General features: G+C 29.7%; 10 protein-coding genes and 1 pseudogene. 5 read left to right on the top strand and 6 right to left on the bottom strand.

Annotation, left to right across the window (positions count from 1 at the left end; genetic code table 11):
- Positions 1–582 precede the first annotated feature (582 nt).
- On the bottom strand, positions 583–1,110 hold the full coding sequence (locus KSU54_RS16985) for an ATP-binding protein (RefSeq protein ID WP_008792837.1): 528 nt from the start codon (positions 1,108–1,110) through the stop codon (positions 583–585).
- Between the two features lie 5 nt (positions 1,111–1,115).
- Between KSU54_RS16985 and KSU54_RS16980 the strand changes: the two genes are divergently transcribed.
- The 3 genes from KSU54_RS16980 to KSU54_RS16975 all read left to right on the top strand — a co-directional run bounded on the left by KSU54_RS16980 (position 1,116) and on the right by KSU54_RS16975 (position 2,277).
- The gene (locus tag KSU54_RS16980; protein ID WP_008792838.1) at positions 1,116–1,331 is read left to right on the top strand and encodes a DNA methyltransferase; all 216 of its coding nucleotides are present in this window, start codon (positions 1,116–1,118) and stop codon (positions 1,329–1,331) included.
- Positions 1,332–1,379: 48 nt separating this feature from the next.
- Positions 1,380–1,508 (top strand): hypothetical protein, encoded by a 129-nt coding sequence (locus tag KSU54_RS19220; protein WP_256443956.1) that lies wholly within the window; start codon positions 1,380–1,382, stop codon positions 1,506–1,508.
- 130 nt (positions 1,509–1,638) lie between these two features.
- The gene (locus KSU54_RS16975) at positions 1,639–2,277 is read left to right on the top strand and encodes a hypothetical protein (protein ID WP_008792840.1); all 639 of its coding nucleotides are present in this window, start codon (positions 1,639–1,641) and stop codon (positions 2,275–2,277) included.
- A gap of 127 nt (positions 2,278–2,404) precedes the next feature.
- On the opposite strand, the gene KSU54_RS16970 is transcribed toward KSU54_RS16975, so the two are convergent.
- Both KSU54_RS16970 and KSU54_RS16965 read right to left on the bottom strand, forming a co-directional pair.
- Positions 2,405–3,517 (bottom strand): IS110 family transposase, encoded by a 1,113-nt coding sequence (locus KSU54_RS16970; RefSeq protein WP_081723977.1) that lies wholly within the window; start codon positions 3,515–3,517, stop codon positions 2,405–2,407.
- Positions 3,518–3,665: 148 nt separating this feature from the next.
- Positions 3,666–9,473 carry a lamin tail domain-containing protein gene (locus KSU54_RS16965; RefSeq protein WP_117792006.1) on the bottom strand — a complete coding sequence of 1,936 codons (5,808 nt, stop codon included), beginning with the start codon at positions 9,471–9,473 and terminating at the stop codon, positions 3,666–3,668.
- Positions 9,474–10,039: 566 nt separating this feature from the next.
- On the opposite strand from KSU54_RS16965, the gene KSU54_RS16960 reads away from it, so the two are divergent.
- Positions 10,040–10,762 (top strand): discoidin domain-containing protein, encoded by a 723-nt coding sequence (locus KSU54_RS16960; RefSeq protein WP_008792843.1) that lies wholly within the window; start codon positions 10,040–10,042, stop codon positions 10,760–10,762.
- Between the two features lie 500 nt (positions 10,763–11,262).
- Here KSU54_RS16960 and KSU54_RS16955 read toward each other — a convergent pair.
- Positions 11,263–12,268: pseudogene (locus tag KSU54_RS16955) on the bottom strand (IS256 family transposase); the annotation flags it as partial.
- Between the two features lie 484 nt (positions 12,269–12,752).
- Here KSU54_RS16955 and KSU54_RS16950 point away from each other — a divergent pair.
- Positions 12,753–13,001, top strand: coding sequence for a hypothetical protein (locus tag KSU54_RS16950; RefSeq protein ID WP_008792846.1), 249 nt, complete (start codon positions 12,753–12,755; stop codon positions 12,999–13,001).
- 429 nt (positions 13,002–13,430) lie between these two features.
- Here the strand turns inward: KSU54_RS16950 and KSU54_RS16945 are convergent, their stop codons facing one another.
- Positions 13,431–13,766 carry a hypothetical protein gene (locus tag KSU54_RS16945; RefSeq protein ID WP_217749071.1) on the bottom strand — a complete coding sequence of 112 codons (336 nt, stop codon included), beginning with the start codon at positions 13,764–13,766 and terminating at the stop codon, positions 13,431–13,433.
- A 68-nt stretch (positions 13,767–13,834) separates the two neighbouring features.
- A complete protein-coding gene (locus KSU54_RS16940) occupies positions 13,835–14,119 on the bottom strand; it encodes a hypothetical protein (RefSeq protein ID WP_226907127.1) in 285 nt (94 codons plus the stop codon).
- Positions 14,120–14,279 lie beyond the last annotated feature (160 nt).

The following is a 14,279-nucleotide window of genomic DNA, read 5'->3' as shown; positions in this document are numbered from 1 at the left end:
AATGCGATAAGGGTAGCTGGGATACAAACATATTTAATGTTTATTCCAGTTTCAATAACCATTAAAAGTAAAGTCTAAAAATGCTAATTATTGAATGAATCACATAATTGCATTTCAGATATATTTGAACCTTTAAAATTGTATGACAAATAGAGCATCTATACATGTGCTCAAAAAGAAGATATTTATAGAAAAGAACCTAAGATGCTTTGATATGCGAGCGACCAAATTTTTCAAGTTGATAAATAACTGATGCCAAGCGCAAAAGCAAAATAAGAAAGACTAACAATGATAAAAAAGAGACTTTTCTTATTTGTTCAGTATTCTTTGATAGAGATTATACTAGAATCGCTCAGCGTAAGCTCGATATGAAACAAGCTCGTGAATTAACTCGTCATCATGCTTCTGTTACTGAAGATATCAATCAAAAGAAAAGGTAACTTCAAAAATGTATTGATATCGTTATTCCTGAGTCCAATACTTGGTTTAGAACCAAATATTCCAAAGCTTATACGGCTGTTTTAAAAGAATTTGGAAGTTCTTATAATTTAGCCGGTGCCATTCTCACTCATCTTCTAAAGCCTAAAAGCAGTGGAAACCATGGGGATACAGACACATCATCTCTTCGTGCCAATGCAAAGAAATCCATTGGTGAACAACGAAGTTATAACTCTTGAAATTTGCCTGTCTTAGAATATTGATTAATTTATTAAATTTAATAAAATATACACTATTACGTCTAATGGCTACTGTATATGCAATTGCTATTGCTAAGTGCGTTTTCCCCGTACCTGGATTACCTATAAAAACAACATTTGTTGCGTTTTCATAAAAATCCGATTCAATAATCGATCTTATTTTTTCTTCTTTTATGCCTGGCTGAAAATTAAAATCATAATCGTCAACTTTTCTTAAGAAAGAAAATGCTGCTACCTTTACATTATAAAGTCTGTTATTTTCCTCCTTGGCTATTACTTCCTTATTCAATATTTTATGCATTACCTGTAGTTGTTCTTCATCTATTTCATTATTCATTATTAATGAATTTAAATATGAATATGCTGATTTCAATTTTAAATAATTTAATTGTTCATTACATGAGCGGAACATCAGGTATGCTTCCTTCGCAGTTTAACTATCAACCAAAAAGTATAACTAAGAGAGTGCATCAGGCTGAAAAACCTGTCGAGTTGCTAGAGGAAATAATCGGTTATATATCGCTTCCATATGAAATTATTCTTGATCAGTTTGCTGGAAGCAGTAATTTAGCCGTGGCTGCATTGAATATGTCTAGAAATGCAATCGTTATTGAAGGAGTTGAAAATATATAAAATACCTCACAAGAAAAAAGAAATTTAGCAAAAGAAAATTTTAATCTAATGAAAAAAAATATAGAAGAACAGCTGAATAAAGAAGCTACTATAATTGATATCAATCGTATTACATATTCTAATGAAAGTATTGTCGGATATGAGAAATTAGAAAATGATTATGATTTAGGATTATAACAAGGAGAAAAAATATGGAAAATAAATTAATCAAAACTAAAATTGAAAATCTTATCGAAAAAACAAAACAACTAAAAATACACGATGTAATATCATACATTAAAATTGAATTTCCTGAAAATGAGTTTAGTTGCAAAACATTGATGAAAGAAACGATTTTTATTATGATCATCGAGATATTATTCATCTAACAAATCAAACGGAATTGATTATTAATTATCCTGGAGGTGACAGATTTGGGGATCTATATGCTGAACCATATACTGATATAAGTTTTCACAGTTTTAAGTTAAGTGGCAATAATGACTTAGACGATAACTTATACCTGTTTCTAAATGATAAATATAACGAGGGGAATAAAATACTCGACTATCTGAATGAATTTTCAAGTAATGCCAATTTTTCAATCGAAGAAATAATTATACGTTTAACCACTATGAATGTAAATATTCCATATCATATTTTAGGTCAGTTATCAAATGAAGAATTACAAAACATTAAAGTAAAAGAAGCGATAGTTAATTGTGTTGAAAATATTGCATTTCACAAACATTTTGATGCATGCGATCAATATCAGTATGGTCAATACGGAGGAGAAGATGTAGCTGAGTGGAGATTATCTCAATCACTTCAATTTAAAGAAATCTGGGAAAGCCTGCCAGATAAAGTGAGAGAATATTGCAATGATGAACTTGAAAGAGCGTGGTTGCAGATACCTAATACAAAAAATATACTGAATGGAGAAGTAGAATTTTTACAGGAAAGCTAACTATATATAAATCAAGTGATTTTTGATAATTAGCTGAAATATTTTTTAGTTCTTTGAAAAGTGAATTTTGTGTACACTGAAAACTACTGCTTTATGCAGAATTTTAAAAATATTAAGTTAAATATTTTTAAATCAGCTGTCTTTCATCAAATGGTATGTTTTCAGACAATAATTTATAGATTACTCTTATAAGTTTTCGTACTGAATGGCCCTGGGCGCATCTATGGGATTTACCTTGTGACCGTTTTAGTTTATAATACTTATTGAAAGTGAGATTGTATTTGCATACTGTAAGAATGCACTGATATAGATTTTTTCTTAGGTAGCGCGAACCACGTTTAGACAATGCTGTTTGAGGAGCGCTGTATTCACCGGACTGATAAGTACCGGGGTCTACACCTGCAAATCCCATGACTTTGACAGCAGAGCTGAAGTTATGGATATCACCAATCTCGCTTAAAATAGACATTCCCGTATAAATCCCAATGCCGGGAATCGAGAAGATAAGAGAATCTAGTTTAGCATCTAATTCTTCTATTTTTTTGTCTATAGTTTTAAGCTGACTGGTTAAGAGTTCAATATTTTCAATAAGCATCTTAATTTCAAGAGCAATAACTTCGTTATTTTCGCCAATAGATTTCTTTGCATTATCACGAAGAGATGATGCATCTATCTCTACATGATACCCCTTGTTTTTAGGGTTTAGAACGTTTTTGAGATGAGTAAGATTAGCTTTGGCTAAATTATAAGAACTTCCAAATTCTTTTAAAACAGCCATATAAGTTTTGGAATACTTGGTTTTAAACCATGAATTAAACTCGGGTATAACGATATCGATACACTTTTGAAGACGGTTTTTCTTTTGATTGATATCTTCAGTAATTGAAGAGTGATAACGGGTTAATTCTCGAACCTGTTTCATATCGAGTTTATGCTGAGTGACTTTAGTATAGTCTCTGTCAAAGAGTACTGAACAGATAAGAAAAGTATCTTTTTTATCATTCTTAGTCTTGCGGATTTTAGACTTGCGCTTGGCATCAGTGGTTAATGGATTAATTAAAGCAACCTCATAATCTTGTTTGATTAGAAAGCTGATAAGGTTGTCACCGTAATGACCGATGGCTTCTAAGCCTACAATATGTCTAGGTGATTTAAATTTTTTAACAGCTTTGATAAAAGAATCAAAACCATCAGAATTATTAGGAAAGAAGAAAGGTTCATGACAGTTAAATAAGTCAATTACAATAGGTTTTTAAAGTTTCCAATTTTCTGGGTTCACTTCAATAGCACGTGGTTTTTGTTTCACAATAAAAACTGTGAAGTCAATCCGTACGCTACTGACTTACACAGTTTATATTACACTCTCTATTTCTATGTAATTTAATTCATTATTTATGAATATTTTTTAGATTTTTTAAATATTTTTTGATCATTATTATAAAAGTCATTAAGCTTACAACTGCTAATGTTAAATAATTACTATTAGCAAGATCACCGGTAAGTGGTGCATTGGCAGATGAACTAGTAGTACTATTATTTCCATTTACACTACTATCGTTTCCTGGTTGAACATTGATATCTTGATCGTCATCATTTTCAACAACTTCTACTACTCTAGTTACAATAGCAACATTGTTAAAGCAATCAGTTACTTGATATGTCAATTCGTATCTACCAGCTTTATCAACATCGACACTACCTAATACAACAATCTGACTAGTCAAATCATTGCCTTGACTGTCAAAAGCTTTAACATCTTTCAATGGATCAAAATCTGTTCCTACAGCAATCTTATTAAATTCATCATCAGGTAATACTATTGTTGGTTTAATATTTTGTTTATCAATATTAACATAATTAACATTTGATCTTGTTAAACCACCATTAGTATCACTAATTTCAACATACCAACCAAATAATCCATGAGGAGCATTTTCTAATGTATAGCTGATTTCTTGATTACTTCTTACATCATTAACTGTACCAAAAGTATCATCAGTATAAATATTAACATCTAAATTTGTTGTTTCAATTTGTTTTTGAACTGGTGTAATTCCTAAATCGCTATAATTAATTACAAATTCTTCTTCACCATTAATATCAGCTACATCACCAATATTACTTTCATCTTTAGCATTATAATCATCTAATGAAGGTGAATATGTTCTAATAATTATTTGTCCATTTGTATTATCAAAATGCATCAAACGCATATAACCCATACCACCTTGAGCTAAACCTTGATAATCAAATAACATTTGATAAACATTACGATCATTAACACCATCATGATTATCATCAAACTGCGATACTACTGTTTGAGCATTATGATAATGACCAGATAAAACCATACAAACATTAGGATTAACAGCTACGACTTCATTATAAATTCTTTGTGGTTCTTCACCTAAACCACCACTAGCTAATAGGTATTCATGGAAATTCAAAATTGCTTTTCTTTCTGGATACTGAGCTAAAACATCATTCATCCATTGAATTTCTTGATTACCAATACCCCACCCCATATATACCATGATAAAGTCAATGCCATCAACAGTAATTAAATCATAATGTCCACGATTGTCTTGATAACTTTCACCATACCATGGGTTTTGATTATAACGATCTTCACCAAAGTATTTGGAGAAAGAAGTATAATCACCACTTAAATGACCAACGTCATGGTTACCAGCTAAAACACCATAAGGCATATTAGCATCATCAAGCATTTTATAAGCATTGTCAGCATTGATCCATTCTTGCACTTGATCTTCATCATCAATAATATCACCATCATGGAATAAATACTGAATATTCATCCGTTCACGATTAGCTAATAACCAATTATGAATATCTAATTGATATTGATAGTTTCCATCAACATCTTGATCTGGATTGCCATCAAAGTCTTCATTATAATATTGAGTATCACTTTCAACAGCAAATGTAAAATCATAGTTTTCTCTTGGTGTATCTGCTGGATTAGACATTGCACCAGTAAAATCTTCTCTATATTGATCAGGGGTATATCCTTCACCATTTTGAACCATAATTTTGATTGTTTGATCAAGTAAGTGATCTTTTAATATTACTTCACCGGTTAATTTCATGGTTTCACCATCAATTTCCATAACCGTATCTAATTTATCAAAAGTATTAGTTGCATAGTTATAAGCATACATAAAAGTCTTTTGATTATTAGATTTACCTTTCCAATCAATCTTAACAGTTGCATCATCACTTATATCACCAGTTACTTTAACATCAAACTGTTGATAAGGGAATCCATCACCAGAATCACCACTGAAATCCTGAGTATTATTACCGGCAATCTGACTAATACCACTAGATGAAGTAATATTAGCATCACCTAATAGATAACGTTCACCACGTTTGAAAGCAACCTGCATTAAATCATCAGTACTATCACTTACAGTAACTTTAAATGTTGGATCACCATTAACAGTTGTCCCACTTACTGGTGTTATTTCCCCATTAATTGCTGCATTTTCTTCTGGTGTTACAAAATTTATTACCTTACTAGTAACATTTCCAATCATATCTGAAGCTGTTAATACTAATTGATGATTACCTGGCTCCATTTCTAATGAACGGAAATCATAAGGCAATTCAATTCCTTCCCCATCAAGAGCAGCAATTAAAGTACTCGTATCACAAATAGCATCTTGGGCACTACCTTCAATAGTTCCATTATGATAAATTTGACCTTCAACCATATTAGTTTCAATAACTGGTGCGGTATTATCACTAACAAATGATACCGTCTTGCTACCACTTGTTACACTATGAGTACCATCTTCTAACGCAGTTGTATCAAGATCATAACGTAAAGCATTAAAGTTTTGATCATCTAATGTGAAAGTAGCATATAAAATTTCAACTTTGCTTGTACCATCACCCATACTAATTTCTTTTTCAGGGGTAATATCATTAACTTCAACTGGACTATCTGGTTTCCAGTTATCTTCAGTATGTTCAACTGCTCCTAGACCATAAACAGCACTATACTGACCAGCTCTTAAAGTTGTACCATCTGGTAATGTTAATCTAATATTCTTTATAGTAAAGTCATCGTTATTTTCAACATTGTGTTCTAAAGCATTAGCTTTATTACCAGCATGGAAAGCAATAGTAATTGTTTTTGAATCACTGTCAAAACAGCTAGCATTAATATCATAAGCATATGTCCGCCAGTCACTATAAGTACCTTCATTGAAAACGCCAATTACATCATTTCCAATTGCAACTGCATTTTTAAAGAAAACATCTGTTTGAGTAGTATCAAAAACAATTCGTGCGTTTCCGTTAATTGATTTGACTGCTTTATCAGTTACATCCTGATCATCAATTATCAAATTATTAGCGGTACCAATAATTTGTTCAGTTTGGTTAATAATCGCACCTTCGCTAATATTAATTTGATCGCCAGTAGAAACTGGTTTTTCATTATTAACTGTGCTAACTGGTGTTGTTATTTGTTGATAACCATCGCTAATAGCAAAATAATATGTATATGATGATTTATTATATAAATCTACTGCTGGTAATGTTTTTGAAAAATTATCACCAGAATTACGTAATAAATTATAAACTTCAAAATCTTCGCTATTATTATCTTTTAAATACAAGTAAACACTCTTAATTGTTGTATCGTTAGATTTAGCATCAAGCGAGAAAGTTAAATCGTTAGCTTCATTAAAATTAGCTGGTGTTTGATCTTTGTATTCTATCAAAGAAACAGTTTCTGGTAAAACAGCCTCATACATAGGTTTTTCAGTTACTGTTCCTGGTGTTGGTTCAGCGCTATTATCGATTAGCGTACTAGTAAAAGTTGAACCATCATATCTATTTTGATATACAATTGATTTATCAGCTGCAGTATCATCAACACCATCCATATTATATAAAACATAATCTAAAACATCTTTAATATTAGAAGTTATTTTTAACCCACGAGCCGAACCATTTGCCATTCCAGCATTATAAATCGAAATTAAATGATCACTATCTAGATTAGTATTAAACTTATTGTTAAAATCACTAATTTGTAAATCATCATTAGTACCATTTTTAATCCAAAAAACTAATGTATCATGTGATTTGATAATTTTATCCTCATTAGTTTCATACCAGATAACATCACCATCTACACCTTGATCAGGATAATTATAATACAATTTATAATCTTTTAAATTAATATCCAAATTTGAATTATTATAAATTTCAATGAATTCATAACCATCACTGCCACCGACATTAGAACTATCAGGCATAATTTCACTAATAACCAAGGGGGCAACCTTACTTTGATCAATCATTCCTGGCTGTTCGATTACTACAGTTTTCTTAACAGAAGTCACCTTATTAAAACCATCAGTAATAGTAACATCATATGTTAAATTTGAATAAGCAGCTAAATCTTGAGCAGGTACATCTACCTTTAAAATCCCATCAGTATATAATAAATCATAGCTGGCTACTACATTTCCATCCTGATATAAATTTAACTTAGCATCAATAATTGTGTTTGTAAGATTAGTATTTTCTACACTGACAGTGAAATTGCTATTTGCACTTACAAAACTATCTGCCCCAACTTCTACTTCAGGGTTTTCTACAATCGCTGGTGTTATATAGCGCCCCGTAATTAATTGTTGACTATTTAATTTTCCTAATGTTACTTCATTATCATAAACTGGCACTCCGGAATTTGAAGTGTAATTATAATAAATAGCTTCATCTGTGTCGATTTTACCATTACTAGAATCACTAGCAGTATAATTAACCGATGTTAATTCTTGATTAGTATTAGTGATAATTTTAAATCCACGAGTACCACTATTGCTCATTCCATCACTATGAATAGTTGTAAAATTATCACCAGCGACAAAATTAGTACCATAATTATTATTAAAATCTGCAACTGTTAAGCCAGTTTGTTCTACTGTCTCATTAACAACCCAAACTGTTAATACTTCTTTAGCATCTAAGACAATATCATCATCTAATTTCCAAACTGTTTCTTTATTACCATTAACATAAACAAGCTGGTAATTATTTACAGCTACACTTTGGTCACTAACATTAAAAATCTGTAAATATTCATACGCATCACTACCAGAAACATTAGTACTATTTGGTGATAATTCACTAATCAACAATGGTGAAGCAAATTCAACCGCCCCTTCATTAACAGTAACTGTTTGAGTTGCACTAGTAATTTCATTAATACCATCATTAAAAGTAGCAGTAATATTTAAAAGATCCTCATTACTAATTTCGCTAGCAGGGACACTATAAACATAATTACCGTCACTATCATATGTCATATCATATTCTTTATCATTTACCTTTAAAGTTGCTTTTAAAATAACTCCTGGTAAATTAGTCGTAGCTTTTACAACCAAAGCTTCGCCGGCATTGATTTCTTGAACAGTATTAATGGTAACAATTCCATCGCTTACTGTTACAAATTGATACTTACTTTCTAATTTTTGTTGTTCAATCAAACTACCTGGTGTAGGATCCAAGTCATAACTAAAAGTACTTTCTTGAATTCTACCAGAATTGTAAATAAAGTTAATTCCTTTTTTTGTTTGTACTTTAACATCTTCATCATTATAAATAACTGAACTTAAAATTTGTTTAGTATTTTTTACTGTAACTCGCAGTTCTCTTTGACCACTATTAGAAAAACCACTAACAATATTTTCAGTTTTAACAATTTGTCCTTCATCAGCTGACAAATTATAATATTCTCTAAACAAAGCTAAATCTAAATCTTTACTTTCTTCATTTTGAATCCAAACAATCAAAGCTTCATTAGCTGGTAAAATTGTATTAGCAGGTAAATTCCACTCACTAATAGTACTACCATTATCATATAATACTTGATAATCATCTAAATTAATACTTTGATTACTAGTATTATACAATTCAAAATACTCAAATGCATCTCTACCACTAGTTGTTGTCATATCACTCTGGTGGCTATCAGCAACTATTTCACTAATAATAATTGGTGATGTAACACTATTTTCATTTAAGATAGCTGTGTCACTATTATCATTATTAACTGCTTGTAATGAAATAGCACTATTACTACCTACAACAAGAGTTGTCACCAAGGTTGCCATTGTGGCTTTAATTACTTTATTTGATTTTTCCTTCGTCATTTTTTCGTCCTCCTAGTATTACAAAGGTAATATAACAAAATCATCAACAAAGTATGTTAATACTAAGTAATTTTTTCCTTAATTTTCTTTTATATAACCTTTACTAAATATTTACTTTGATAAAATTATTTTAAAATAGCAAATTAGACTTTAAAATAAACCATGTTAACATTTAACAAAGACTAAGTCCACTGGATATAAGGAAATTCAATTCGTTTGGAAACCTACAAATCTGCCACTTACAAACTATTATTTGACAAAACGTCAAACCAGACAGATATTTTATTTAATTAACATAAATTTTATCCTTTTTAATACAGCAAATTTACATATTTTTAAGCCTGCAACATATTTATAGCCATTTTTATACAAAATGATTACTAATTTACAGAAATAATTAAAATAAATAATATGCTAGAATATCTAATGTATTTTTAATATGAACTAAATCACCAGTAGTTTAACTAAAAATATAAACATACATTAAGAAAAGATAAAGAGGAAAGAAAAATGAAAAAAATTTTAAAAGGTTCATTAGTTTTAGCTCTTACTTATCTTGTGTTCCAATGAATACAAATAAGTTAGATGCATTAGCAGCTTCTGATATTGAAGTAACTAATTCAAATAACATTGTAACAATTGGAAACGAGTATATTGAAAGGGAATTTTCAACAGTAGATAATAAATTAAAAACTACTAGTATTGAAAATAAACGTGCTAAAACAACGTTTGAACCAGCGACAGGCAGCGAAGAATTTATTATTAAAACAACTAAAGAGCAAAAAGATGCTCCAGTTGTACCGGCACTTAATCGTAATGGTTGGACAGCGACAGCTGATAGTTTTCATAACCCATCAGGACCAAGTGATGGACCAGCACAAAATTTATTAGACGGTGATGTTAATTCAATTTGGCATACTAATTATGGTGGGGGAACTGGTGACCAAGAATATCCTCATAACGTTGTAATTAATTTAAAAGGTGAAGAAACATTTCAAGCATTTTCTTATACACCTAGACAACAAGGTGAAGAGACAAATGGAAATATTCAAGGATATGAATTATGGGTTTATAATGGACCTGTTGGTGATGATTTAGCAGTTGATTCATCTGAATGGAAACAAGTTGCTAAAGGAAATTTTGTTTATGAAGGAGTAAATCCTATTTATGTAAATTTAAAAGAAGCTACAACAGCAACACAAATTAAGTTTGTTGCGACTTCATCTAATAATGGAGCAAAATTTGCAGGTGGAGCAGAATTTAATTTTGAGGGATTATCCAAGAATTAAAAAAGGTGGAAAACATCCACCTGATATTGAATCGATAATTTCTAAAGAAATAGGACCAGTTAGATCCAGTCGTATTAATTCTCGCAAAATTTAACCTAAGTCAATAGCTATTTTACATATCGATTCGATTAGCATAATAATTTAAAAAATCAACTTTTCCGGAAGTATTGATAAATCCAGAATCATATTTAAAGCACTTTTCGAACAGAAAAAAATTTTCTTTTTAATCCTTATTTAGATTTTACAAGAAAAAGAAAACTTTCTTTTAATGAATTAATTAAGTTCATTATCTGTATGAAGTCAGGTGCCATTGAAGATAAGCTTTATAAGTATTTTAAGAATTAATAGTTATAATACTTATGAATGTATTACCACAAATTTAGATAGAGATGAATTTCCATTAGAAAAAATTAAAAAAATATACAAGACGAGATAGAGAATTGAAACTACCTTTAAAGAATTAAAATATGCAGTTGGACTCAATGCTTTAGCTCAAGATAAAATAAACTTTCATCTGTTGGGAATACTGTTCTTATTTTAGTAAACTTTCTAAATGCACTATTTAAACTTTCAATTGCATTCGTTGTATACATGATTTTTCTTAGTTCTGGAACATAATTAAACATACTGCAAACTTCATTCCAGTTTTCTTCCCATGGCTTAAATGCATACAGATATTTATCTCCCCATTTACCTTTACACTTATCCAGTGCTTCTAATGCTTTATCACTTGTAGATTCTGTATATACTGTTCTTAGATCTTTACAGAATTCTTTTCTGTCTTTATAACTCAAGTATTTACATGAATTTTTAATTAGATGAACTATGCATCTTTGTTGTACTGTATTTGGGAATGCTGATTCAATTGCTTGTTTAATACCTGAAAGACCATCACTGCAAATAATCAATATATCCTTAACTCCTCTATTCTTTAAATCAGTTAGTACTGATAGCCAGAATTTAGCTGTTTCGTTTTCGCCGATCCAAATACCAAATATTTCCTTATATCCATTCTCATTAACTCCTAAAACAACATATGCAGCTTTTTTGGTAACCATATTATCTGTTTTAACATTAAAATGAACACAGTCAATAAAGACTATTGGATATACAGTATCTAATGGCCTGTTTTGCCATTGTAAAGCTTTAGGGATAATTTTATCTGTTATTTTACTTATCATAGCTGCACTAACTTCTACACCGTAAATATCTTTAACAGTATCACTGATATCTCTTGTAGACATACCACGGGCATATAAGTTGATAATTTTGTTATCAACATCACCTTGAGATGTTTTAACTGTTTTTTTTGGAAGTTCCATTACGATAATTAGTTTTATCTGTTTTTTGATCATACTTGTCATATCCCATATGTTCATCAAATTCAGAGTTCAACATATCTTGTAATGTTTCACCTAATAAGTCTTTTAAAGCATTAGTTATATCAGTAGGTGATGTAACACCATACTCATCAATTATATATTTAACTATATCTTTTTTACTCATGATAAAAATCCTCCTTTGGTAGTTAATTTCATTCTACCATTGGAGAATCAGTTTACACAAAATTATTTAATAGATATCGCCTGAACTAATTCCATTATCCAGGCACAAACTATTTCCTCTTCATTATTTTCATAGCTTCACACACGTAATCAATAGGAGGTAAAGGAGAAGAATTATATAATACAGGTTTAGAATCGCTATATAAAAAATACAAATATTCCTTTATTTTTCTATAGGTTAAAAGATTGTATTTTTTAGCATATTAAAACAAGCTTTTCAATATAATAAGGAAATTTTATTTATATATTTCTTAACATTTCATATTCAACAACATAGCAGCAAAGAAAAAATTCGGTCAACGCAAAAAAATTGATTAATCCAATGTTTTTTATCATATAAATCGAAAATAATAAATAAGTAGAATACAATATTAGTGAGAGATAATGCTATAAAAATATCTACAAATTTAAGGATGGTGACATATATGAAATTGAAAAAATTATTAATTATTTCTCTAAGTTTTATTTTAGCATCTACATTTTTGATCACACCATTATCAGCTTCTAGTACGGTGAGCTTAGGAAAATATGACTTCAATAATGGAGAGACTCCTGAAATTACAATGACTGAAACATATTCTAAAATTATTTTCACAGCATATTTCGACGATGGTGAAGAGATATATTCGTATGTAGATAAAAATACAGGAAAAGCTGAGTGTATTTATTGGTAAATGCCTACTATTCTATGATAAAAAAATAAACGTACTATATTAAAGCATTTACATTAACATACTCTTATTTGACACAAAGACATAACTAATACAAAAGAGTAAAAGAACTATATATCAATAAATTTATATGGCATTATCATTCGTTATTTATTAATTTTACAAATTTCCAATAATATATCATAAGCCTAAAATGAGGTATTCTACATGACTTAATATATTATATAAATAGAAAGTCTTTGTATTTTACCTCTTTTAAACTAACATAATAGGTACACTACACATATTTCGCTATAAATTTTACTATTTCATAAAAAAATTCATAATATATACTGATTATTTCTTTAATAATTTTTAGCTTGGCTTTTTTTAACAATTATATCAAAATGGCAAATCATCCTATGCCACTCTTCAATATTGTCCAGTATTACATCATTTACATGCATGACTTATTGCATCATATAAAGCATCTATTTCTTTAGGAGTTAAAACAAATATTCCTTTATTTTTCCAGAGGTTAAATGAATAATAATCTACATTTGCTAAAGCACATATCCTGCTCATATGAAAATATTTTGATTTTTTCAACAGCTCCCTTTTGGATGACTCAAATTCACTGTCTTCAAAAGTATATTTCCTCTTTTTACCGTTCTCTTTTATAATAACTTCTGGATATTCAAATTCATTATCATCCATAAACTCATCAAGCTGATCTTGATTACTAACTCTTGCTATTAATTTATCGTTTAGATCATAAATCTCAATCATTCTTTTATCCCCCAAAAAACAATTTTTTATAACAGCTGTACGGTATTTATGATGTTGGAAAAGTATTTTTACATAAGATATTTCCTTTTAAACACTCTGAATTTTTCCATAAAAGAATTGAATTCATCATTAGAGAGCTGTTCGTCTTTTTCGATTTTTTCAATAATCGGTCTGCACTCTTCCATAATTAGTTTTGTATGAGCAACCGCCTTGTCATTTCCTCTACTCAATTTTATAAGATAATCATACAGTTTATCATATAAATCATCATTCATAAACTGACTAAAATACTGACAGTTTTTCACGTCTATAATATTAATTAAGTTTCTTGCTATAATTTCTCTGTCTCTCACAATAATCACCGTTTAATATTATCGCATATATTTTAATAATATCAACAGCTCTTTGATCATTAGCTATACTGTTTTTTTTAATTAATTATATATTTCACTCACGCTTTATGTCCCCCAATAGTATTGTTTCTGTCTTTGCCAGTTGCTCCTTCTACTAGAT

The organism is Erysipelatoclostridium sp. MSK.23.31 (assembly GCF_019125875.1).
Lineage (GTDB): Bacteria > Bacillota_I > Bacilli_A > Erysipelotrichales > Coprobacillaceae > Thomasclavelia > Thomasclavelia ramosa.
The sequence above is the reverse complement of the archived record's forward strand: the minus strand, read 5'-3'. Positions and strand labels throughout refer to the sequence as shown.

Bases quoted from the DNA above. Each gene is read 5' to 3' on its own strand.
- KSU54_RS16985 (WP_008792837.1), bottom strand. From the start codon at position 1,110: ATGTTCCGCTCATGTAATGAACAATTAAATTATTTAAAATTGAAATCA.
- KSU54_RS16980 (WP_008792838.1), top strand. From the start codon at position 1,116: ATGCTTCCTTCGCAGTTTAACTATCAACCAAAAAGTATAACTAAGAGA.
- KSU54_RS19220 (WP_256443956.1), top strand. From the start codon at position 1,380: ATGAAAAAAAATATAGAAGAACAGCTGAATAAAGAAGCTACTATAATT.
- KSU54_RS16965 (WP_117792006.1), bottom strand. From the start codon at position 9,473: ATGACGAAGGAAAAATCAAATAAAGTAATTAAAGCCACAATGGCAACC.
- KSU54_RS16960 (WP_008792843.1), top strand. From the start codon at position 10,040: ATGAATACAAATAAGTTAGATGCATTAGCAGCTTCTGATATTGAAGTA.
- KSU54_RS16950 (WP_008792846.1), top strand. From the start codon at position 12,753: ATGAAATTGAAAAAATTATTAATTATTTCTCTAAGTTTTATTTTAGCA.
- KSU54_RS16945 (WP_217749071.1), bottom strand. From the start codon at position 13,766: ATGATTGAGATTTATGATCTAAACGATAAATTAATAGCAAGAGTTAGT.